Source organism: Microbacterium kribbense (assembly GCF_039537285.1).
GTDB lineage: Bacteria > Actinomycetota > Actinomycetes > Actinomycetales > Microbacteriaceae > Microbacterium > Microbacterium kribbense.
Window position 1 is genome coordinate 90,252 of sequence record NZ_BAABAF010000002.1, and the last position, 22,549, is coordinate 112,800.

General features: G+C 69.5%; 23 protein-coding genes. 21 read left to right on the top strand and 2 right to left on the bottom strand.

What is annotated here, in order from left to right:
* Positions 1–36: 36 nt before the first annotated feature.
* The 6 genes from ABD705_RS03560 to ABD705_RS03585 are packed head-to-tail and all read left to right on the top strand — an operon-like array spanning position 37 to position 5,203.
* Positions 37–432: a C-glycoside deglycosidase beta subunit domain-containing protein gene (locus tag ABD705_RS03560; RefSeq protein WP_344780605.1), complete on the top strand. Its 396-nt coding sequence runs from the start codon at positions 37–39 to the stop codon at positions 430–432.
* The gene (locus tag ABD705_RS03565; protein WP_344780607.1) at positions 429–1,541 is read left to right on the top strand and encodes a sugar phosphate isomerase/epimerase family protein; all 1,113 of its coding nucleotides are present in this window, start codon (positions 429–431) and stop codon (positions 1,539–1,541) included. Before ABD705_RS03560 ends, ABD705_RS03565 begins: the two co-directional genes overlap by 4 nt.
* Positions 1,538–2,563, top strand: coding sequence for a sugar phosphate isomerase/epimerase family protein (locus ABD705_RS03570; protein ID WP_344780609.1), 1,026 nt, complete (start codon positions 1,538–1,540; stop codon positions 2,561–2,563). The genes ABD705_RS03565 and ABD705_RS03570 overlap by 4 nt, the downstream gene beginning before the upstream one ends.
* A 14-nt stretch (positions 2,564–2,577) precedes the next feature.
* A complete protein-coding gene (locus ABD705_RS03575) occupies positions 2,578–2,994 on the top strand; it encodes a C-glycoside deglycosidase beta subunit domain-containing protein (protein WP_344780611.1) in 417 nt (138 codons plus the stop codon).
* Positions 2,991–4,175 (top strand): Gfo/Idh/MocA family protein, encoded by a 1,185-nt coding sequence (locus ABD705_RS03580; RefSeq protein ID WP_344780613.1) that lies wholly within the window; start codon positions 2,991–2,993, stop codon positions 4,173–4,175. The genes ABD705_RS03575 and ABD705_RS03580 overlap by 4 nt, the downstream gene beginning before the upstream one ends.
* A gap of 26 nt (positions 4,176–4,201) precedes the next feature.
* Positions 4,202–5,203: a sugar phosphate isomerase/epimerase family protein gene (locus tag ABD705_RS03585; protein ID WP_344780615.1), complete on the top strand. Its 1,002-nt coding sequence runs from the start codon at positions 4,202–4,204 to the stop codon at positions 5,201–5,203.
* Between the two features lie 77 nt (positions 5,204–5,280).
* On the opposite strand, the gene ABD705_RS03590 is transcribed toward ABD705_RS03585, so the two are convergent.
* Positions 5,281–6,543 (bottom strand): ROK family protein, encoded by a 1,263-nt coding sequence (locus ABD705_RS03590; protein ID WP_344780617.1) that lies wholly within the window; start codon positions 6,541–6,543, stop codon positions 5,281–5,283.
* Between the two features lie 222 nt (positions 6,544–6,765).
* Here ABD705_RS03590 and ABD705_RS03595 point away from each other — a divergent pair, with 222 nt between their 5' ends.
* The 13 genes from ABD705_RS03595 (at position 6,766) to menC (ending at position 19,937) form a co-directional block, all read left to right on the top strand.
* Positions 6,766–7,782 carry a VOC family protein gene (locus ABD705_RS03595; RefSeq protein ID WP_344780619.1) on the top strand — a complete coding sequence of 339 codons (1,017 nt, stop codon included), beginning with the start codon at positions 6,766–6,768 and terminating at the stop codon, positions 7,780–7,782.
* 2 nt (positions 7,783–7,784) lie between these two features.
* Positions 7,785–8,762, top strand: coding sequence for a fumarylacetoacetate hydrolase family protein (locus ABD705_RS03600; RefSeq protein ID WP_425562024.1), 978 nt, complete (start codon positions 7,785–7,787; stop codon positions 8,760–8,762).
* A 54-nt stretch (positions 8,763–8,816) separates the two neighbouring features.
* Positions 8,817–9,950 carry an FAD-dependent monooxygenase gene (locus tag ABD705_RS03605; protein ID WP_344780621.1) on the top strand — a complete coding sequence of 378 codons (1,134 nt, stop codon included), beginning with the start codon at positions 8,817–8,819 and terminating at the stop codon, positions 9,948–9,950.
* Positions 9,947–10,954: an amidohydrolase family protein gene (locus ABD705_RS03610; RefSeq protein ID WP_344780623.1), complete on the top strand. Its 1,008-nt coding sequence runs from the start codon at positions 9,947–9,949 to the stop codon at positions 10,952–10,954. The genes ABD705_RS03605 and ABD705_RS03610 overlap by 4 nt, the downstream gene beginning before the upstream one ends.
* 39 nt (positions 10,955–10,993) lie before the next feature.
* On the top strand, positions 10,994–11,890 hold the full coding sequence (locus tag ABD705_RS03615; RefSeq protein WP_344780625.1) for an MBL fold metallo-hydrolase: 897 nt from the start codon (positions 10,994–10,996) through the stop codon (positions 11,888–11,890).
* A complete protein-coding gene (locus ABD705_RS03620) occupies positions 11,887–12,870 on the top strand; it encodes a fumarylacetoacetate hydrolase family protein (RefSeq protein ID WP_344780627.1) in 984 nt (327 codons plus the stop codon). The genes ABD705_RS03615 and ABD705_RS03620 overlap by 4 nt, the downstream gene beginning before the upstream one ends.
* A 135-nt stretch (positions 12,871–13,005) precedes the next feature.
* Positions 13,006–14,511, top strand: a complete 1,506-nt coding sequence (locus ABD705_RS03625; protein WP_344780629.1) for an MDR family MFS transporter — start codon at positions 13,006–13,008, stop codon at positions 14,509–14,511.
* Complete coding sequence (locus tag ABD705_RS03630) at positions 14,508–16,082, top strand: GMC oxidoreductase (RefSeq protein WP_344780631.1); 1,575 nt, start codon at positions 14,508–14,510, stop codon at positions 16,080–16,082. Before ABD705_RS03625 ends, ABD705_RS03630 begins: the two co-directional genes overlap by 4 nt.
* 42 nt (positions 16,083–16,124) lie before the next feature.
* Complete coding sequence (locus tag ABD705_RS03635) at positions 16,125–16,526, top strand: C-glycoside deglycosidase beta subunit domain-containing protein (protein WP_344780633.1); 402 nt, start codon at positions 16,125–16,127, stop codon at positions 16,524–16,526.
* Positions 16,523–17,458, top strand: coding sequence for a sugar phosphate isomerase/epimerase family protein (locus ABD705_RS03640; protein ID WP_344780635.1), 936 nt, complete (start codon positions 16,523–16,525; stop codon positions 17,456–17,458). Before ABD705_RS03635 ends, ABD705_RS03640 begins: the two co-directional genes overlap by 4 nt.
* Positions 17,459–17,462: 4 nt before the next feature.
* A complete protein-coding gene (locus ABD705_RS03645) occupies positions 17,463–18,188 on the top strand; it encodes a GNAT family N-acetyltransferase (protein ID WP_344780637.1) in 726 nt (241 codons plus the stop codon).
* Between the two features lie 21 nt (positions 18,189–18,209).
* Positions 18,210–18,794 (top strand): DUF488 domain-containing protein, encoded by a 585-nt coding sequence (locus tag ABD705_RS03650; protein ID WP_344780639.1) that lies wholly within the window; start codon positions 18,210–18,212, stop codon positions 18,792–18,794.
* Positions 18,795–18,803: 9 nt separating this feature from the next.
* Positions 18,804–19,937: an o-succinylbenzoate synthase gene (menC, locus tag ABD705_RS03655; protein WP_344780641.1), complete on the top strand. Its 1,134-nt coding sequence runs from the start codon at positions 18,804–18,806 to the stop codon at positions 19,935–19,937.
* A gap of 21 nt (positions 19,938–19,958) precedes the next feature.
* On the opposite strand, the gene ABD705_RS03660 is transcribed toward menC, so the two are convergent.
* Complete coding sequence (locus tag ABD705_RS03660) at positions 19,959–20,546, bottom strand: class I SAM-dependent methyltransferase (RefSeq protein ID WP_344780643.1); 588 nt, start codon at positions 20,544–20,546, stop codon at positions 19,959–19,961.
* 133 nt (positions 20,547–20,679) lie between these two features.
* Here ABD705_RS03660 and ABD705_RS03665 point away from each other — a divergent pair, with 133 nt between their 5' ends.
* Together ABD705_RS03665 and ABD705_RS03670 are read left to right on the top strand one after the other, a co-directional pair.
* Positions 20,680–21,054: a DUF4870 domain-containing protein gene (locus ABD705_RS03665; RefSeq protein WP_344780645.1), complete on the top strand. Its 375-nt coding sequence runs from the start codon at positions 20,680–20,682 to the stop codon at positions 21,052–21,054.
* 104 nt (positions 21,055–21,158) lie between these two features.
* A complete protein-coding gene (locus ABD705_RS03670; RefSeq protein ID WP_344780647.1) occupies positions 21,159–22,547 on the top strand; it encodes a glycine--tRNA ligase in 1,389 nt (462 codons plus the stop codon).
* The last annotated feature ends 2 nt before the right edge of the window (positions 22,548–22,549 follow it).

Sequence of the window (22,549 nt, forward strand, 5' to 3'; positions counted from 1 at the left end):
AGAATGCAGAATTAAAGAAGAATTAAGGAGGGCACTGTGATCCCCGATCGCATCATCGAGCAGGGCACGCTCACCAGCGGCGCCGGCCGCACCGCCGTCGAGGTGCGCATTCCGTGGTATCGCGCACTGCCGGCATCGTGTATCGCGGGGGCGACGCTGGCCGTCGACGGCGTCACCGCGCCGGCCGAGTCGCTGCGCTGGCAGATGAACGGGCGCACCTTCACGTTCGCCGAAATGGCAGACAACACCGACGAGTGGTGGTTCCCGCTCGACTCGGCCGTGCTCTCCGGTGCACTCGACCCGGTCGCCGGCGCCGAGCACACGGTTGAGGTGGGCCTCACGGTGTACATCCCCTACATCGTCATCGGCGAGAACGAGGTCCTGCACATCGAGGAGCACGACAGCAAGACCATGACGGCGGTGGCGGCATGAGCCTCGGAGCCCCGATCCAGGGCGTCACCCTGTACAGCTTCACCCGTGCCTTCCACGGTCGTGAATACGATCTCGAGGCCCTGATCCGCAAGGTGGGCGCCGAAGGATACGGCCCCGGCCTGGAGATCATCGGCTTCTCGAGCTTCCGTGGGTTCCCCGAGATCGACGACGCATACAGCGGCAGATTCCGCGACCTGGTAGCCGAGGTGGGCCTGGTCCAGACATCCCTCGCCGTCAACGCCGACATCGGCATCCATCGCGACCGCCTGCTGGACCAGGACGAGCTCATCGAATACATGCGGCGCCAGATCGAGGCCGCGGCGAAGCTCGGCTTCCCGATCGCGCGGGTGCAGATCTCGATCACCCCCGACTCGATGGAGGCGCTCGCGCCGATCGCCGAGCGCTACGGGGTGACCCTTGCCCTCGAGGTGCACGCCGACCAGTACGCATCGCACCCGCGGATCCTCGCGTTGCGCGACCGGTACGAGAAGGTCGGCTCGCCGTTCCTAGGATTCACCGCCGACTGGGGTGCCACCGTGAGCGGGTTCGCACCGTCGCTGCTGGAGGCGTACCGACGGCGGGGGGCATCCGAGGAGCTCCTCGGCAAGGTCGTCGCACTGTGGGATGAGTTTCATCGGGCCGGTCCGCCCGCCGACCAGGCCGACCATGAGCAGCGGTTCGGACGCTTCATCGGGCTGGCCGCCCAGAACGGCCGCCCCGACCTCGGCATCGACTTCGGGATCAACGGCACGGGTCTGTTCGGCCCGGCACCGGTCGAGGACTGGCTGGAGATCATGCCGTGGATCCGGCACGTGCACGGCAAGTTCTTCGGCATCGACGAGAACCACGAGGAGCCGTCGGTCCCGGTGCGGGGCCTCGTGAAGCTTCTCGTGGACAACGGCTATGACGGCGCGATCTCCAGCGAGTACGAGGGCTGGCACTGGAACCACTGGCAATCGCCGTTCGAGATCGTGGGCGACGAGCAGGCCGTACAGCGGGCGGCCGCCGTCGATGCCGGATCACAGATGGTGACCGATGCCGCGGCCGCCCGAGCACAGCTGTCCCGGTGGCTGCCGGACGCTGCGAAGCCGGAAGGAGCACGCGCATGAACGACGGCATCGCCGGTACCGGCATCCGGCTCGGCACCACGCTGTACTCGATGACCAGCGAGTTCGCTGCGGGCCGGTACACCCCCGAGACCCTCATCGCCGCAGTCGCCGAGAACGGCATCGGCCCCGGTGTCGAGTTCAACATCGCACAGCTGCTGCGCACCTACCCGGACGTCGATGATGAGTTCGTCACGCTGTGGTTCGCCACTCTGGACAAGTTCGGACTCGAGCCCAGCGCCGTCGGCACCAATCTGGACATGGGCCGCCGCAAGGACCGTGACATGACGCCCGGCGAAGAGCATGACTTTCTCGCGCGCCAGCTCAAGACCGCACATGCGCTGGGCTTCAAGACGGTGGTGATCCGCTCCGCCGGAAAGGACCTCCTGCGCAGCCTGCTGCCGCTGGCCGAGAAGTACGACCAGCGATTGGGCTACGAGATCCACGCTCCACAGGGGCCCAACGACCCGGTCGTGCAGGGCATCCGCGAGATGTACGACGAGCTCGGCAGTGACCGACTCGGGTTCACCGCCGACTTCTCATCCACGATGCACAGCCTTTCACCGACACTGCTCACCCAGTTGGCGAAGATGGGCCTGGACGAGGAGCATTTCGCCGTGATGGACGAGATCTGGCGGGAACCTGCGCCCATGCACGTGCGCAATCAGAAGTTCGAGGACTATCTGCGCGGCGAGGGTGTCGACCCGCAGCGGTTCGGCCCGTTCACGAGGCTGGCGTTCAATATGCACGGACTCGTACCCCCGGAGGAGTGGCTCGACATCATGCCGCAGATCTTCCACGTGCACGCGAAGTTCTATGACATCGACGCGAACGGAGACGAGCCGGCGATGGACATCCCGCGGATCGTGCGGCAGTTCGTCGCCGGTGGCTACGACGGGTACCTCTCCAGCGAATGGGAGGGGCATGCCTTCAGCGATCTCGGTGAGGCCGATCCGATCGTGCTCGTCCAGAAGCAGCACGCGCTCATGCGGCGCGCCATCGAAGACGCCGTCGCGGCGGCCTGACAGCGGGGAACATCATGGCTACGCACAACTCCCTCTTCTCTGCGAAGGACGTCCGGCGCATCGACGACGGCGTCGCGGTCTCGGTGCAGATCCCCTGGTACCGAAGCCTCTGGCTCTCGGCCGTCGACGACGTCGCCGCTTCGGTCGACGGCGTCCCGATCCCTCGCGAGCAGCTGCGCTTCGAGCTGAACGGGAGAGCCTACCGCGTCGACGAGCTGCCGGGGCAGTCCGAGACCCTGTGGTTCGTCGCAGACCGCCCCGATGTCGTCATCCCGCTGGAGCGCGCTCCCGACGCGGGGGCGACGCTGACCGTGGAGGTCGTCCTGACCATGCGGCTGCTGTACATGCAGATCATGCCGGGCGTCGACGGCGGCCCCGGTCGCTATGTCACCAATCGCGTGCCGGTCACGCGTCGGGTGGTGCTGGCATGACTCTGCGGGTCGCGATGATCGGCCACGGCTTCATGGGCGCGGCGCATTCGGTCGGGTGGCGTCAGGCCCCGGCGATCTTCGACCTGCCCGACCGTGTCGAGATGAGTGTGCTGGTCGGGCGAGATGCCGCTGCCGCGGAGGCAGCGGCCCGCAAGTGGGGCTGGTCGGAATCTGCGACCGACTGGCGCGAGGTGGTCACACGTGACGATGTCGACATCGTCGACATCGTCACGCCGGGCGACATCCACGCCGAGATCGCGATCGCCGCGCTGGCGGCAGGAAAGCATGTGCTGTGCGAGAAGCCGATGGCCAATTCGGTCGCACAGGCCGAGTCGATGCTCGCCGCCGCGGAACAGGCGGCCGCGCGGGGCACCAAGGCCATGGTCGGATTCACCTACCGTCGGGTGCCGGCCGTCACGCTGCTGCGTGATCTCATCGCGCAGGGCAAGGTCGGCAACATCCACCAGGTGCGGGCGGCGTATCGGCAGGACTGGCTGGTCGACCCCGAGACACCGCTGGCCTGGCGGCTGCAGAAGGATCATGCCGGCTCCGGCGCGCTGGGCGACATCGGCGCACACATCATCGACATGACCCAGTTCGTCACCGGACTCGCCGTGGATGCCGTCTCGGGCACGGTGCAGACGGTCGTGCCCCGCCGGCCGCTGCTCGATTCGGGTTCGGGACTGTCCGGCACGGCAGCCGAAGGCTACGGCGACGTCACCGTCGACGACCTCGCGATCTTCACGGGGCGGCTGGCTGGCGGTGCGCTGGTGTCCTTCGAAGCGACCCGCTTCGCCACCGGACGCAAGAACGCGCTGACGATCGAGGTCTCCGGCGACAAGGGTGCGCTGCTGTTCGACTTGGAAGATCTGAACAGACTGCGCTTCTACGATCGCACGGCCCCCAGCCGGCTGCAGGGGTTCACCGCGATCCTGGTCACCGAACCGGTGCACCCCTATGTCGCCGCCTGGTGGCCGGCTGGTCACGTGCTCGGGTACGAGCATGGCTTCGTGCATCAGGCGGCCGACTTCGTGACCGCCGTCTGCACCGGCGCACCGGCGCACCCGACCTTCGCCGAGGGGCTCAGCGTGCAGCGCGTGCTCGATGCGGTGCAGCACAGTGCCGCGGCCGAGTCCGCATGGGTGGACGTGCACGAGCCCACCACGGTGTCGATGCGCTAGCATCCGCCTCAACCGAAGGAGCTGACATGACGCGACCGATCACGCTGTTCACCGGGCAGTGGGCCGACCTTCCGTTCGAGGAGGTCTGCCGGCTCGCCGGCGAGTGGGGCTACGACGGCCTGGAGATCGCGTGCTGGGGCGATCACCTCGATCCGAACCGCTGGGACGACGCCGACTATGTGCAAGGCAAGCGCGATGTGCTCGAGCACAATGGACTGAAGGTGTTCACCATCGCCAACCACCTCAAGGGGCAGGCGGTGTGCGACGACCCGATCGATCAGCGGCACCGCGACATCCTGCCCGACAGCGTATGGGGCGACGGCGACCCGGAGGGGGTGCGCCGCCGCGCCGCCGAGGAGATGAAGAACACCGCCCGGCTCGCGGCCCGCCTCGGCGTGCAGACCGTCACCGGCTTCACCGGATCGTCGATCTGGAAGTACGTCGCGATGTTCCCGCCGGCCTCCGACGAGATGGTAGCGGCCGGCTATCGCGACTTCGCCGACCGCTGGAACCCGATCCTGGATGTGTTCGAGCAGGAGGGCGTGCGGTTCGCCCTCGAGCCGCATCCCTCCGAGATCGCATACGACTACTGGACGGCGAAGGCCACCCTCGAGGCGATCGGGCACCGGGAGAGCTTCGGGTTCAACTTCGACCCGTCGCACTTCATGTGGCAGCAGCTCGATCCGGTGGCATTCGTGCTCGACTACGCGGAGCATGTCTTCCATGTGCACGTGAAGGAGTCGGTGACCAATCTCGACGGGCGCAACGGCGTGCTCGGATCACACCTGCCGTGGGCCAACCCGCGCCGGGGCTGGACGTTCGTCTCGACCGGGCATGGCGAGGTGCCCTGGGAGCCGATCTTCCGCGCCCTGAACGCGATCGGCTATCACGGGCCGACCAGTGTCGAATGGGAGGACGCCGGCATGGACCGCCTCCAGGGCGCACCCGAGGCGCTCGCATTCGTGCGTGAGCTGAATGCGATCACACCCCCCGCCGCCGCCTTCGACGCGGCGTTCTCGACGAAGTAGCCGGTCCGTCAGGGAGGGCACCGCTCTGCCGGGCCAACCGACATCCGATGGTCGGCCCGGGTGGGCTCGTGCGCGTCTCAGGACGAGCGGATGCCGTCGATCGTGGGCTGACCGTCTGCGAACCAGCGTGGGAACGTCGTATCGAAGAGCTGCTCGATCGCGAGTTCCGCGCCGCCGCGCAGCGGCTGCTGCTCGTCTCCGAACGATCGCACGATGCTCAGATCGCGCGTCGCCAGCGGCAGCGAGAGCTCGTACACGCGCTGTCGGATCTCGGCGAGGAAGATCTCACCGGCGGCCGAGACGGAGCCGCCGACGACGATCACGCCGGGGTTGAACATGTTCACGAGTGCCGCGATCGCCTCGCCCACCAGACGCGCGGAGCGCTGCACCAGCGAGATGGCCAGTGCGTCGCCGTCCATGGCGCCCACGGAGATCGACTCCGGAGTGATCGGCTCGCCGCGCGAGGCGGCCGCGCCCAGGGTGCCGCTGGCCCCGGCCTCGATGGCACGGTGTGCGTCGCGCACCATCGCCCATCCACCCGCCTCGGCCTCGAGGCAGCCGACCTTGCCGCATCGGCAGACGACGTCTGAATCACGTACGCGCACGTGCCCGATGTCGCCGGCGGCGCCGTTGGCGCCGCGATGGATGCGTCCGCGGGAGAGGAGCCCCGCGCCGATGCCGCTGCCGACCTTGCAGTAGATCAGATCGACGGGCTCGTCCTTGCGGTGGGCGCGCTCGGCCAGCGCGAGCAGATTGACGTCATTGTCCACCCAGACCGGTGCGTCGAAGTGCTGCTCGAACCGTCGCCGGATATCGAATCCGTTCCATCCCGGCATGATAGGCGGAGCCACCGGAGAGCCGCTCTCGAAGTCGACCGGACCAGGAACCCCCACCGACACCGCCCACACCGGACGGTCTTCGCCGGCTGCAAGCAGTTCGTCGATCATGCCGAGTGCGGCATCCAGCGTCTCCGCCGGTCCGCGGCCGATGTCCCACTCCTGGTGCAGCTTGGCGGTGACCTCCCCGTCCAAAGACGCGAGACCGACCCGGATGTGCAGCGCGCCCAGGGCGCACACCACGATCTGGCCGCGGTCGGCACGGAAGCGCAGGGTGCGCGGGGCGCGTCCGCCCGAAGACCGACCGAAGTCACCGTCTTCCAAGAACCCCATGCCGATCGCCGCTTCCACGCGCTGGGTCACGACGCCGCGGCCCAGTCCGGTCAGTCGACCGATCTCGGGTCGGGTGGTGGCCTCACCGGTGCGCACCATGTTCACGATGCGCAGGAGGCTGGTCACCTCGTCGGTCTGGGCGCCGAATCGCAGTGCGGACTCTGTGGTCATGCTTGATTCTGACACAACTGTGCGACAGGACAGGCCGTATTCTCTCCAACTATGGGTATGTACTTCACAACTTACGCATGATCACGACGGAAGCGAGAAGGGTCGTTGATTCGAATCGGTTATAAACCACGCTGATGGCACAGATAGCCAACCCGCTCTTCCCTGATGTGCACACATCGCCCAGAGTGGGTAGCAGACCTTCCCCCTTCGAAAGGATCGAAGATGAGCAAGCTGCTCTCCCACCTCTCCTACATCGCCGTGACGAGCCCCGACGTCGAGGCGTCCGTCCGCTTCTACGAGGAGCGCGTCGGCCTGACCGTCACCGACCGCGTCGACGGTGCCGTCTACCTGCGCTGCTGGGGCGACTACTACGCCTACTCGGTGATCGTCCTCCCCGGCGACCAGCCGTCGATGTCGACGATGGCATGGCGCACCGCCAGCCCCGCAGCCCTTGACGAGGCCGTCGCGCGCATCGAGGCAGCGGGTGTGCAGGGCGAATGGGTCGAGGTCCACAAGATCGGACGCGCCTACCGGTTCACCGGTCCCTGGGGCCACAGCATGACGCTGCACTGGGATGTCACGCGGCACCAGTCCGAGCCGGCCGCGGCATCCATCTACCCGGACCGTCCCGCCAAGCGCAGCTCGTTCGCCGGCGCCCCCCGCCAGCTCGATCACGTCACGATCGCCTGCACCGACGTCGACGCCTTCGCGAAATGGTACAACGACGTGCTGGGCTTCCGGATCATGGCCCGCACGGTGCTGGACGAGGCCCCGATCTCGGTGTTCTCGGTACTCACCACCAACGAGAAGTCGCACGACCTGGGCGTCGTGCTCGATGGCGCGAAGGTTCCGGGACGCATCAACCACTACGCGTTCTGGGTCGACACGCGCGAAGAGCTGCTCATCGCCGCCGACACCCTGATGGAGAACGGCGTGCCGATCGAATACGGGCCGTCCATCCACGGCATCGGCGAGCAGAACTTCCTGTACTACCGCGAGCCGTCCACGCTGCGCATCGAGCTGAACACCGGCGGCTACCGCAACTACGTCCCGGATTGGGAGCCGAACACCTGGAAGCCCTCGCAGGGGTCGAACAACTTCTACCGCAACGGCTCCATGCCGATGTCGCTGACCGAATCGTTCCCGCCCGCCGACGCGCCCAGCGCCACGGAGGAGGGCGTGCCCGACGAGATCAAGGACGCCCTGCTCAACCCGTACGCCAAGCAGGGGCGCGGCTGAGCGTGCACACCGATCGATTCGAGGCCCCGTTCGCGCTGGCCCGCCGGCGCGACGGCGACCTCGTGCGCACTGCGCTCGTGGCCGGCGACCGCATCCGCGACCTCACCGCGGCCGAACTGGGCGCGCCGGAGCTGAACGCGTTCCTGTCCGACCCCGACTGGGATCGGCTGGCGGCGCTCGCCGCGGCGGACGGCGACTGGATGCCGCTGTCCGGCGCCGTCCTGACCGCACCGGTGGCACCCCGCCAAGTGCTGCAGGCCGGCGCGAACTACCGGCAGCACGTCATCGAGCTGGTCGCCGCCGGCCTCACCCAGAACAGCGATCGCACGCCGGACGAGGCACGGGCCTTCGCTGCCAAGCTGATGGATGAGCGCGCCGCGCACGGTGAGCCGTACTTCTTCATCGGCCTGCCCGCCTGCGTGGTAGGCGACGACGTGCCGCTGGTGCTGCCCGCCTACAGCGACGTGCACGACTGGGAGCTGGAGCTTGCCGTCGTCATCGGTCGCGAGGCGTTCCGGGTCGCACCGGAGCAGGCGATGGACCACGTCGCCGGGTACACGATCTGCAACGACATCACGACCCGCGACCTCGTGTTCCGTGCGGACATGAAGGAGATCGGCACGGACTGGTACCGCGCCAAGAACGCCCCCGGCTTCCTGCCGACCGGGCCGTTCCTGGTGCCGGCGCCGTTCGTGGACGGGCCGGATGTGAACGTGCAGCTCGCGCTGAACGGGCAGACGATGCAGGATGCCTCGACCAGCGATCTGCTGTTCGGCATCCCCGCCCTCATCTCGGGCGCCTCGCAGACGATGCCGCTGCTGCCCGGTGATCTGCTGCTGACCGGCAGCCCGGCCGGCAATGGCCAGCACTGGCGGCGATTCCTGCAAGATGGGGACGTGATGACCGGCAGCATCGCGGGCCTGGGCACCCAGACCGTGCGGTGCATCGCCGGCGCCCCGCCGCGCACCGCGGCCGGGTGAGACCGGTCGGACCCGCAGCCGAACAGACCAGTACACGAACAGAGAGGTTCTGACATGAGCGCAGTCACACGAGTTGCGATCGCCGGCAGTGGCGTCGCCGGCCTCGCCGCCGCCATCCGGCTGGCCCACGCCGGCGTGGCCGTCGACGTCTTCGAGACGCTGCCCGAGCCCAGCGCGCTGGGCTCGGGCATCACGCTGCAGGGCAACGCCCTGCGCGTGCTCGACGCGCTCGGCGTGTGGGACGAGGCACGTGAGGCAGGATTCCCGTTCGAGGGACTCACGCTGCGCGCCCCCGGACCCGACGCGCAGGCCGTCGCCGACCTGCCCGACGTGAAGACCGGCGGCCCCGACTACCCCGCGGGCATGGGCATGTATCGACCCGACCTGGCCCGCATCCTCACGGATGCCGCCGGCCGTGCCGGCGTCACGATGCACTGGAGCAGCGAGGTCACGGGCCTGGGCGCCGACGCGGACGGCGTCACGGTCGTCGTCGGCGGCGAACCGGCCGGCCAGTACGACCTGCTGATCGGCGCCGACGGTCTGCACTCCACGGTGCGCACGCTGATCGGCATCGAGACCCGGCCGGAGCCGACCGGCATGGGCATCTGGCGCACCTTCGTCTCGCGCCCGGTCGAGGTCACGCACACCGAGCTGTTCTATGGCGGACCCGTGTACATCGCCGGCTACACGCCCACCGGCAAGGACACCATGTACGCGTTCCTGGTCGAGAAGGCGCAGGACCGCAGCGGCGTCCCCGACGCCGAAGCCGCGCAGATCATGCTCGGCGAGTCGATGGCCTACAACGGGCCGTGGCAGTCGATCCGCGCCGATCTGGCCGACGACGCCCAGGTGAACTACACCTGGTTCACCCAGCACATCGTCGACGCCCCCTGGAACCGCGGCCGCGTCGTCATCATCGGCGACGCCGCGCACTCGTGCCCGCCCACCATCGCGCAGGGGGCGGCGCAGGGACTGGAAGACGCGTTCGTGCTCACCGAGCTGCTCATCGCGCGCGATGCGGTCGACCAGCGGCTCTGGGACGACTTCCATGCGCGCCGGCTGCCCCGGGCGCAGGCGGTCGTGGCGGCATCGGTCCAGCTCGGCCAGTGGCAGATCGACGGCGACCGCGACGTCGACCCGGCACCGTTGATCTTCGACATCGCGCACAAGATGGCGCAGCCGGCATGAGCGTCACGGACGTGCACGCGCACGTGCTGCTGCCCTCGCTGCACGACGAGGTCCGGCGCCGCGACCCCGAGGGGGTCGCGGCGGCCGAAGCACTCGACCTGGTGCGCCACGGCGCCACGAGCCAGGCCGTTTCCGGCCCGATGGTGGGCGCGCGCATCCCGAAGCTCACCGACGTCGCGGTGCGCCTGGCCGCGATGGACGAGCAGGGGGTGCAGCGCCAGTGGGTCAGCGCCTCACCCAACCACTTCTATCCATGGGCCGGCGAGCAGCTGGCGGTCTGGATCGCGTGCGAGGCGAACCGGCTCGTGGCCGAACACGTGGCCGCGGCGCCGGAGCGGCTGACCGGCCTCGGGCTCGTGCCGCTGCAGCATCCGGCGCGCATCCTGGAGTGCCTCGACGACGCCGTGCTCGGCCGCGGGCTCGCGGGCGTGGAGATCTCGTCGTTCGCAGGCTCCGTCGAACTGTCCGACGAGCGGCTCGAGCCGTTCTGGGCGCGGGCCGCCGAACTGAAGGCGATAGTGTTCCTGCACCCGTTCGGCTGCAGCCTCGATGAGCGCCTGGATCGCTTCTACCTCGCCAATACGGTCGGGCAGCCGGTCGAGAACGCGGTGGCGCTGTCGCACGTGATCTTCGCGGGCGTGCTCGACCGGCACCCGGGCCTGAAGATCGTCGCGGCGCACGGCGGCGGCTACCTGCCGACATCGATCGGCAGGTCCGATCATGCCTGGCGGGTGCGGCCGGATGCGCACACCTGCGCGCACGAGCCGTCGAGCTATCTGCGGCGCATCTGGTTCGACACCGTCGTGCACGACCACGCCGAGCTGCGGCACCTGATCGAGGCCGCCGGTGCGTCGCAGGTCGTGCTGGGCAGCGACTTCCCGTTCGACATGGGTCCCGAAGACCCGGTGGGCTTCGTCCGCGGGGCGGGGCTGCCCGAGGACGTGACCGGGCGCATCCTGGGCAGGACCGCCGACGAGCTTCTCGGCTCCCTGGTGAAGGCCTGACCCGGCCGCAGATCCCGGCCCGACCAGATGAGGACGCAGATGAGTTCCGAACCCGCACTGCAGCAGGTCGCCGACGGCGTCTGGGCGTATGTCCAGCCCGACGGCGGCTGGATGATCAACAACATGGGGCTGATCGCCGGAGCCGACGGGGCGACCACCGTCGACGTCACGTCGACGAAGCAGCGCACGGTCGACTATCTGCGCGCGGTCGCGAGCGTCACCGACGGCCCGCCGCGACGCATCGTGCTGACGCACTCGCACCCCGACCACTGCAACGGTGCCTCGTTGCTGCCCGGCGCCGAGATCATCGCCCACCGCACCGTGGCCGACGACCTGCGAGCGCTGCACCCGCTCGCCCCGCACATCTTCGAGCCGTTCGAGCAGGGCGACGTGCAGCCGCGGATGCCGACCATCGTGTTCGACGACGCGCTCACGATCACGGCGGGCGGGCGCCGGGTGGAGGTGCGCCATCCCGGCGTTCCCGCGCACACGCAGGGGGATTCCTATGTGTGGCTGCCCGAGGAACGGGTGCTGTTCACGGGTGACCTGGTCTTCAGCGGCGGGACGCCGTTTGCCCTGTCCGGTTCGCCGGCGGGCTGGCTGACGGCGCTGGACCAGATGGCGCAGCTCGAGCCGGCCGTCGTCGTGCCGGGGCACGGACCGATCGGCGGCGTCGAACTGCTCGAGCCGGTCGCCGACTATCTGCGGTTCCTGATCGGGGCCGCCCGCGATGCGCATGGGCGCGGCCTGACGCCGCTGCGGGCGGCGCGCGCACTCGATCTCGGCCGGTTCGCCGGGCTGCTGGAGCCCGAGCGCATCGCCGGGAACCTGCGCCGCGCCCTCGCCGAACTCGACGGCGTCGAGCCCGACTTCGCCGCGGCGTGGCAGGACATGTACGAGTACCACGACAGCAGGCCTCTGGAGGTGCACGCATGAAGATCGCACGCTGGGAGCACCCGGTGCTCGCACCGGACACGCACGATGGATTCGTGATCGACGGCCGGGTCGTCGCGTTTCCGGACGGTCTGACCGTCGCCGCTGTGCTCGCCCGCGGGCTGGCTGCCGCGCACGAGCTGTACGCGCGGGTGCAGGACGCCGCCGGCACACCGCTGACCGAGGTCCGGCTGCTGGCCCCCGTCGCGCCCGCGTCGATCCGCGACTTCGTCGCGTTCGAGGAGCACGTGGCGGGGATCAGCGCCGGCGTCGAGGGCAAGAGCGATGTCGCGCCCGAGTGGTATCAGGCGCCCACGTTCTACTTCACGAACCCGCACACCGTCCTGGGCCCGGACGAACAGGTGTCGCCGCCGGTCACCGAGCGCCTCGACTTCGAGCTCGAGCTGGCCATGGTCATCGGCGCCGCCGAGGGCATCGGCCAGGCGAACCTGACCGCGCAGGACGCGGCATCCGTCATCTTCGGCTATACGATCATGAACGACTGGTCGGCCCGCGACCTGCAGGCGCGCGAGATGAAGGTGCGCCTGGGGCCCGCCAAGGGCAAGGACTTCGGGATGAGCCTGGGGCCGTGGATCGTCACCGCCGACGAGCTCGCGCAGTACCTCGACGCCGACGGCTTTCTCGCGATCCGCGCCGAGGTCTATGTCAACGACGAGCTGATCGGCGAGGACCTCGTCTCGAACATGGGCTGGCCGCTGCCCGAGCTGGTCGCCTACGCCTCGCGCAACTCGCGTCTCGTGCCGGGGGACGTGCTCGGTTCCGGCACGGTCGGAGGCGGTGGATGCCTCGGCGAGCTGTGGGGCCGCAACGGCAGCCTCACCCCACCGCCGCTGCAGACCGGAGACGTCGTGCGGATGGCCATCGAGGGCATCGGTGAACTGTCCGGCGCCGTGGGGCCCCAGGTGACGGGGCCCGACCTGCCGGCGGCCCGGCCGCGCCCGCGAGCACGGCACCGTGGCTAACTTATGTTGCTTTCTCTCTAAAGTAGGTCTAGAGTTGGCATGACGTCGGGGCCCTCGGGCCCGTTCCCCGCCGTGACGCTGCGGCGGGGGCACACTCCGTCGCGTCGACGGCCCGATCGATCGGGTGATCCCGGCATGCCGCTTTCACCACTGAGGTTCCGCTTCCTCGTCATCTCGCTACTGACCGTGTCGTTCCTCGGCGCGCTCGACAACACCGTCGTCAGCACCGCTCTGGCCACCGTCGCCGGTGACCTCGGCGCGCTCGAGGACATGAGCTGGATCATCGTCGGCTACACGCTGGCCAGCACGGTGCTGCTGCCGGTGCTCGGCAAGCTCGGCGACATGATCGGCCCGCGAGCCGTGTTCCTCGGCTCGCTGATCGTCTTCATCGTGTCGTCGGTGGCCTGCGGGTTCGCGCCGTCGATGGGGTGGCTGATCGCCGCGCGCGTCGTGCAGGGCATGAGCTCAGCCGGTCTGCAGCTCATGTCGCAGACGATCATCGCCGAGACCACGACGCCTCGGCAGCGGCCGAAGTACATGGCGATCATCGGTGCGGCATTCCCGATCGCGATCCTGATCGGGCCGGTGATCGGCGGGCTGATCACCGACTACTGGACCTGGCCCTGGGTGTTCTGGGTGAACGCCCCGGTCGGCATCGTCGCCTTCATCCTGGCGGTGATCGCCGTGCCGCACCTGGACGGCGGAGGACGGTCACGGTTCGACCTCGCCGGAGCCGCCACCCTCACCAGCGGCCTGGTGTCTCTCGTGCTCGCCGTGACCTGGGTCGTCGACCGCCAGCAGACCGTGGCCGCCACTGCCGCGTTCGCGGCGGCGGGGGTGGGCCTGGCCGCGTTCGTGGTGATCGAGCTGCGCTCGGCGAGCCCGATCGTGCCGCTGCGGCACCTCGCCAACCGCACGATCGCCACGGGCATCGTCATCTCGGCGATCATCGGCATCGGGCTGTTCTCGATCACCGCCTATCTGCCCACCTACTTCCAGATGGCGTATCGGACCAGTGCCACGGTGTCGGGCCTCGTGCCGATCGCGACGGTCTTCGGCATGCTCGTGAGCAACCTCGTCACGGGCTGGCTCGCCAGCCGCAGCGGGCACTACCGGGTCTTCCCGCTGGCCGGCACGATCCTGGGCGCTGCGGGTCTGGCGGTCATGGCGATCCTGCCGGTGGGTCTGCCGCTGTGGGTTCCCATGGTCGTCATGGCTCTGGTGGGCCTGGGCACCGGAGCGTTCATGAGCCTCATCGTCGCGGTCGTGCAGAGCGCCGCCCCGCGCTCCGAGATCGGCGCGGTCACAGCGACCGTCAATCTCGTGCGTCAGGTGGGAGCCACCGTGGCGACAGCGCTGATCGGCGGCGTGATCGGGTTCGCCGTCGCCGCGGCGCTGCCGGGGGGACTGGATGCCGCGACCCTGACACCGGCCGAAGTCCATGGGGCTTCCGAAGCGATCCAGGCCCAGGTGGCCGAGCTCTACCGCGACGTGTTCGCGCCGATCTTCTTCGCGCTGGCGGGGACGTACCTGGTGGGTGTCGTCGCCTCGCTGCTGCTGCCGCCCGGACGGCTCTCCGACGATCCCGACGACATTCCCTCCGCGGCACCGCCGCGCCACCCTGCAAGGAGCATGCCATGACCACTGCACCCACCATCGCCGTCGTCGGCAGCGGCCCGATCGGCGCGACCTACGCGCGCGTCCTCCTCGAGAAGCTGCCCGACGCGCGCGTCGTGATGTTCGAAGCGGGCCCGCAGCTGACCGACCGGCCCGGCGCCAGCGTGCGCAACATCGCCGACCCGCAGGAGAAGGAGCGCGCCCGCGAGCGCGCACAGGGACCGCAGGCGGGGCAGTATCGCGCCGCACTGGGAATCCCCGACAGCGTCGTCGCCGAGGGCATGTTCACTGCGCGCGGCGGTACCCATCTGCTCGACTTCGGCGGCCCCGGTGCTGCGCACACCGCACAGTTCCCGGCCGCGGCCGCCTCGACCAACGTCGGCGGCATGGGCGCGCACTGGACGTGCGCGACCCCCGCGCCGTCGTTCAGCGAACGCATCGGGTTCATCGACGACGATGAGTGGGACGACCTGATCGCCGAGGCCGAGCGCCTGCTGCATGTCCGACATGCGGCCTTCGCCGACTCCGCGATCTCGGCGGCGATCAGCTCCCTGCTGGCCGATGGGTTCGCCGGGATGCTGCCGGACGGGTACGGTCCGAGCACCCTGCCGGTCGCCGGTGATCCGCAGCCGGACGGATCGATGGCGTGGGCCGGCGCCGATGTGGTCCTGGGCCCGTTGATCGAGGCGGGCACGTCCGAGGCGGCGCGCTTCACCCTGCACGACCTGACGCTGGTGCGACGCATCGAGCATGACGGCGGGCGGGTGACCGGGGTCACCGTCGAGGATCTGCGCACCGGCACGCATCGGACGGTGCCGGCCGATCTGGTCGTCGTGGCGGCCGACTCCTTCCGCTCGCCGCAGCTGCTCTGGGCCTCCGGCATCCGGCCGGCGGCTCTGGGCCGCTACCTGACCGAGCACCACGTCGTGATCAGCACAGTGGCGCTGGACGGCGAGCGGATGGCGCGACTGGTCTCCGAGGACGAGCTCGCGCGCGAGCTCGCCCGGCGGGCGCTGAACCCCGCCGACCCGGTCGGCGCGGTCAACCGCATCCCGTTCTCCGAGCCCGGCCACCCGTTCTCGCTTCAGGTGATGTACGCGGAGAACCCGCCGTTCCCGCTCGATCCGGCCCATCCCGCGGCCGGCAACCGCTGGGGGTACGTGAACATGGGCTACGGCGTGCGCAAGCACCCGCGCGTCGAGGACGGCGTGCGCTTCGACGAGGGTGAGCGCGACTACCGCGGCTTCCCGAACATGACGATCGAGTATGCCCTCACCCCCGCAGAAGAGGCCGAGATCGCCCAGGCGACGGCGCTGCTGCGGCGCGCTGCCGGCGCCCTGGGGGACTTCGTCGCCGAACCCCGCCTGCTGCCGAACGGGTCGAGCCTGCACTACATGGGCACGATGCGGATGGGCGCGGCAGACGACGGCACGTCGGTGGCCGATCCGTACTCGCGGGTGTGGGGGTACTCGCACCTGCTCGTGGGCGGCAACGGCCTGATCCCCACCGCCAACACCGTGAACCCGACCCTCACCAGTGTCGCGATCGCCGTGCGCGGCGCACGTCGCGTCGCCGCGGAGCTGGCCGGGAACTGATGCACGGCCGCGCTGTCACGCGGCCGAACGGAAAGGATGAACATGCTCGAAGAACCGCTCATTCAGGCGGCCGGGTTCCGCAACGTCGGGCCCGATGATGCTCCGACGGGGTTCCAGCTGCGCGTGCGCAGCCCGTACTACCGCGGCATGTGGGCCGACCTTCTCGAGAAGCCGACCGTCACCGTCGACGGCGAGGAGTTCGACGGTGACGACATCCGCTGGAGTCTGCCCACCGGCGACTATTCCTTCTCTCAGCTGCAGGCGTCCACGACCGCGCGGTGGCCGATGGACCGGGCCGCCGTGCTCACGGTCCCCAAGCCTGGAGGCCTTGCCCGCGGCATCCATGACGTGACGTTCGTGCTGCGGGTGCGGATGTCGTATATCCCCGAGGAACTGCAGCCGTCCATCTGGACGGCGACGCGAAAGGTGGTGATCGTCCGATGAGCACCGACAGCCTGTCGTTCGGACTCGGAGTCTCGCTGTACAGCTACACCGAGGACATCGGCGTCACGATGACGGTCGAGGACTGCATCGAAGACGTCGCGGACCTGGGCGCCAGCGGTCTGGAGATCCTCGGCGAAGGCCACATCGAGGACTACCCCAGCCCCTCCACTGCCTGGATCGATGCCTGGCACGCCCGCAATCAGAGGCTGGGGCTCACGCCGACGCTGTACGGATCATGGCTGGACACGCGCCGGTTCCCGGGCCGGTCGATGACCGTCGCCGAAGGGGCCGAGCAGCTCGAGCTCGACCTGCGCCTGGCCGCACGGCTGGGCTTCTCCTTCGTGCGGCCGAAGATCGGCGTGATCAGCGCAGACCTGCGGGTCGACCCGATCTGGGCCGAGGCCGTCGAGCGAAACCTCGAGCTGGCCGAGGAGCTGAACCTCGTGATCTGCCCCGAGATCCACTGGCCGACGGTGATCAAGTCGCCCGTGGTCGAGGAGTACCTCGAATTCGAGGAGCGCACCGGCAGCGGGCAGTTCGGCCTGCTCATCGACACCGGCGTGTTCGACGTGCAGCGCTACTTTCGTCGCGGCGGAAGCGCGTCGTTCCAGATGGGTACCGGCGGTGCGCGTCCGCCGGAGGTGCCGTTCGTCCCGGTGTCGGATCTGGCCGAGATCATGGCGCACGTCGTCTACTTCCAGGCGAAGTTCTATGAGGTCGACGACGATCTCGTCGATCATTACATCCCCTGGCGCGAGATCATCGACGTGGTCGTGGCAGCCGGCTACACCGGGTGGCTGTCCAGCGAGTACGAGGGACACCAGGAGCCGTATCGGGCCGCCGATCAGCTGCGCAGACAGCATGCACTGATCCGGTCGATCGCGGCCGGGCGCGCAGAGGCTGGTCCGCTCCGGCGCCAGGTGCCAGACTGAGCGCATGGACGAGCCGTCCGCACCCACACCGCCGGGAATCGGCATCCGACCGCTGCAGACCGTCGACGAGGTGTTCACCGCGTCGGCGGTGCTGGCCGAGGTGTGGGGCGGCGACCACGCCGGCATGCCGCCCAACCTGCTGCGTGCGCTGGCACATTCCGGCAACTACGCGGTCGGCATTCATGACGACGATCGCATGATCGGGGCATCCGTCGCCTTCTTCGCCGCCCCCGCCACGCGCTCGATGCACTCGCACATCACCGGGCTGCTGCCCGAATACCGCGGCCGCGGGCTCGGCCGTGCGCTCAAACAGCATCAGCGCGAGTGGGCGCTGCGACGCGACGTCGGGCAGATCACGTGGACCTTCGATCCCCTGGTCGCCCGGAACGCGCACTTCAATCTGCGCATCCTCGGGGCGCGCATCACCGACTACCTCGTCGATCATTACGGGCCGATGGATGACCGGGTCAATCGGGGCGACGCGACCGACCGGCTCATGGTGTCGTGGGCGCTGGCGGCGCCGGCGGCCGCGGCGCCGGAGGATGCCCGGGTGGTGGCATCCGTGCATATTCCCCGCGACATCCAGACGCTGCGGCGCGAGACGCCGGTGGATGCCCGCACCTGGCGGATGACGGTGCGGGACGGTTTCGCCCAGCACCTGGCCGCCGGGCTCGTGGTCGGCGGATTCGACGACGAGCGCGGCTACCTGTTCGTGCGCCCGGACCGGTAGCCGGGTCGATACCCTGGGGGCATGTCCAGCGGTCCGGATGCCCGGGTGTACACGATCGGGCACTCGACGCATCCGATCGACGAGTTCATCGGGATTCTGCGCGCCTACAGCATCGAGCGGCTGATCGACGTGCGGACGGTGCCCGGGTCACGGCACAACCCGCAGTTCGGTGCGGAGGCGCTCGCCGCGAGCCTGGCCGAGGCGGGCATCGACGCCGAGCGGATCGCCGCGCTCGGCGGATTGCGCTACACCCGCGCCGGCGTGGAGAGCACCGACGGCGCCTGGCGCAATCGCAGCTTCCGCAATTACGCCGACTACATGCAGACGCCCGAGTTCGCCGCCGGCGTCGACGAGCTGGTCGCGCGCGCCCGGGCCCAGCAGGTCGCGATCATGTGCGCCGAGGCGGTGCCATGGCGCTGCCACCGCTCGCTGATCGGCGACGCGCTGCTGGTGCGCGGCATCGAGGTACGCGACATCTTCAGCGCCAGCTCGGCGAAGCCGCACACGCTCACGGCATTCGCGGCCGTCGAGGGCCGGCGGGTCTGGTATCCCGCCGAGGGCGCGGCGTCGGACGACCAGGCTCCGCCCGCCCGCCGGGCGGACTAACCTGTCGTCATGCCCATCGCGCGCCCTGCGGCATCCATCGCCCTCGACGGGTTCGAGCTGCGCGTCGTGCACCTGCCGCTCGTCTCGCCGTTCACCACGTCGTTCGGGACCGAGACGGTGCGCGAGGCGATCATCGTGCGGGCCCTCACCGCCGACGGCGACGGGTGGGGCGAGATGGTGACCTCGGCTGCGCCGCTGTACTCGAGCGAGTACACGCAGGCCGCGTGGGATGTCGCGCAGCGCTTTCTCATCCCGGCGCTGCTGGACTGCCATGCCCTCGCCCCCGAAGACGTCGCCGGCATCCTCGAGCCGATCATCGGGCACCGCATGGCCAAGGCAGGGTTCGAGCTCGCGGTGCTGGATGCCGCGCTGCGCTCGCAGGGCCGGCCGCTCGGCGAGTACCTCGGCGCGACGGTCGATCGCGTGCCGTCGGGGGTCTCGGTGGGCATCCAACGTGACCCGGCCGCGCTCGTGGAGGTCGTGCGCGGCTACCTCGACGCGGGGTACGTGCGCATCAAGATCAAGATCAGGCCCGGGCGCGACCTGGCCGAGACCGCCGCCGTGCGCGATGCGTTCGGCGCGATTCCGCTGCAGGTCGACGCGAACTCGGCCTACACGCTCGATGACGTCGGCCTGCTCGCCGAGCTCGACCGGTTCGACCTGCTGCTGATCGAGCAGCCGCTGCAAGAGGACGATCTCGTCGATCACGCGACCCTCGCTGCGCGCCTGCGCACGCCGGTGTGCCTGGACGAATCGATCACCTCGGCCAAGGCCGCGCGCGACGCGCTCGCACTGGGCGCCGCATCGATCATCAACATCAAGGCCGGCCGGGTCGGCGGGTACCTCGAGGCCGTGCGCATCCACGACCTGTGCCGGGCCGCCGGTGTGCCGGTGTGGTGCGGCGGCATGCTCGAGACCGGCATCGGCCGGGCCGCCAATGCCGCCCTCGCGGCGCTGCCCGGTTTCACGCTGCCCGGCGACGTGTCGGCGTCGAGCCGGTTCTACGCGCGCGACCTGGTGACCGAGCCGGCCGTGCTCGAGGCCGGACACATCGCCGTGCCGACCGGACCCGGGCTCGGGGTCGAGATCGATCCCGTCGCCCTCGACGACTTCACCGTCGAACGGGCCGAGCTGCGGCGCTGAACCGTCGGTTCCGGCGCCAGGTCACGCACGCCCCTCGTACAGCAGAATCGGGATCGGCGGCAGCGGCCGGTCGTGCACCCGCACCCGCCGCACCGCGACGTCGGTGAAGCCGGCGGCGTGCAGCTCGGCCAGCGGATCGCGATCCTGATGGCAGCCGCCGCACCACCGCACCGTGAACGGCGTCGCGGCGTGCTGCAGGGCGCGCAGCGTCCGGCTGTGCGGCGCGAGCACATGCTCGACCAGCAGCACCGTGCCGCCGGGCACCAGCACCCGCCGCGCCTCCTCGAGCGCTGCACGCACACCCGACACGGTGCACAGCACATAGGTCGCCACGACGGTGTCGACGGACGCCGCCGGCAGCGGGATCCGCTCGGCGACGGCATCCAGCGGCACGGCCTCGTGCCCCCATTCGCGCGCCCGCTGCGCGAGCTCGACACGACGGCCCGCATCCGGTTCGAGCCCGTGCCACTGGATCTTCGGGTCGAACGCGCCGAAGTTCTCGCCGCGACCCGCGCCGATCTCGAGCACCCGGCCGCGCGCGCGGGCGATCCACGCGCGCTCCAGATCGTCCAGCGCGTCGTCGCCGATCAGCGGCTGCATGTCGGACATGCCTCCAGTCTGCCCGGGTGCGGCGCCGACCGCCCGGCCAAACCCCGCGTCGCGACCGAAACGAGCCCGTCGCTCTGCCACCCGGGCGGCACCGGGCTGGCACCCGGCCGCCGCCGCCCGTAGGATCGTTCCCGTGACCACACCGCCGCCGCCGCCCCCGGGCTATGGGCAGCAGCCCCAGCCGATGAACCCGGCCGATGAGCGGCTGTGGGCCACGCTGATCCACGTCGGCGGCATCTTCTTCGAGTTCATCCCCGCGCTGATCGGCTATCTGGCGCTCAAGGACCGTGGCCCGTTCATCCGCGCCCACGCCCGAACGGCGCTGAACTTCCAGCTCACGATGCTGATCGCCGAGGTGATCGGCTGGATCACCGTGCTCGTCCTGATCGGCATCGTGATCCTGGTCGCCGTGTACATCGTCCGAATCGTGTTCTCCATCGTGGCCGCGGTCAAGGCGAACCGCGGCGAGTGGTATACCTACCCGCTGACCATCCCGCTGGTGCACTGAACCCGGCGTGAGCCCGGGCGGGTTGCCGGGCGCCCGCCGATAGAATCGAGGATGCCGCCGTCAGCGGCATCCCGATTCCTCTTCTTGCGACCATTGGAGCCACCGTGGCCGAGCCCTCCCGCCTCGACAAAGTCATCGCCCTTGCCCGCCATCGCGGGTTCGTGTTCCAGGCCGGTGAGATCTACGGCGGCTCCCGCTCGGCTTGGGACTACGGCCCCCTGGGCACTGAGCTGAAGGAGAACATCCGCCGGCAGTGGTGGCAGACCTTCGTGCGCGGTCGCGGCGACATGGTGGGCCTGGACTCGTCGATCATCCTGCCGCGGCGGGTCTGGGAGGCGTCCGGTCACGTCGCGACGTTCACCGACCCGCTGGTGGAGTGCCTGCAGTGCCACAAGCGGTTCCGGGCCGACAACCTGATCGACGACTTCGAGGCGCGCAAGGGCCGCAAGGCCGAGAACGGCCTTGCCGACGTGCCGTGCCCGAACTGCGGCACGAAGGGCCGCTACACCGAGCCGAAGGCGTTCTCGGGCCTCATGAAGACCTACCTCGGCGTCGTCGACGACGAGTCGGCGGTGAACTATCTGCGCCCCGAGACCGCGCAGGGCATCTTCGTCAACTTCGGCAATGTCGTGCAGGCCTCACGCAAGAAGCCGCCGTTCGGCGTCGGCCAGGTCGGCAAGGCGTTCCGCAACGAGATCACGCCCGGCAACTTCATCTTCCGCACCCGCGAGTTCGAGCAGATGGAGATCGAGTACTTCGTGCCGCCGGCCGACGCCGACCAGTGGTTCGACCACTGGGTGCAGGAGTGCTGGGACTGGTTCCTCGATCTGGGGGTGGATGCCGACAACATCCGCCGCTTCGACGTTCCCGCAGACGACCGTGCGCATTATTCGACGGCCACCATCGACATCGAGTACAAGTTCGGCTTCGCCGGCAAGGAGTGGGGCGAGTTGATGGGTGTGGCCAACCGCACCGACTTCGACCTGCGCAATCACACCGACGCCTCCGGCCAGTCGCTGACGTACTTCGATCAGGCATCCGGTGAGAAGTACACGCCGTTCGTGATCGAGCCCTCGTTCGGTCTGACCCGCGCGATGATGGCGTTCCTGGTCGACGCGTATCGCGAAGAGCAGGCCCCCAACGCAAAGGGCGGCACCGACACCCGCACGGTGCTGGGGCTGGACCCGCGCCTGGCGCCGGTGAAGGTGGCCGTGCTGCCACTGAGCCGCAACGAGAAGCTGTCGCCGATGGCGCGCCGGCTCGCCGACACACTGCGCGGGCACGGCTGGAACACCGACTTCGACGACGCCGGCGCGATCGGCCGCCGCTACCGCCGGCAGGACGAGATCGGCACGCCGCTGTGCGTGACGGTCGACTTCGACTCGCTCGACGACAACGCCGTGACGGTGCGCGACCGCGACACGATGGATCAGGAGCGCGTGCCGCTGGCGGGCGTGGAGCAGTACCTGGCCGATCGGCTCAAGGGGGCATAGGG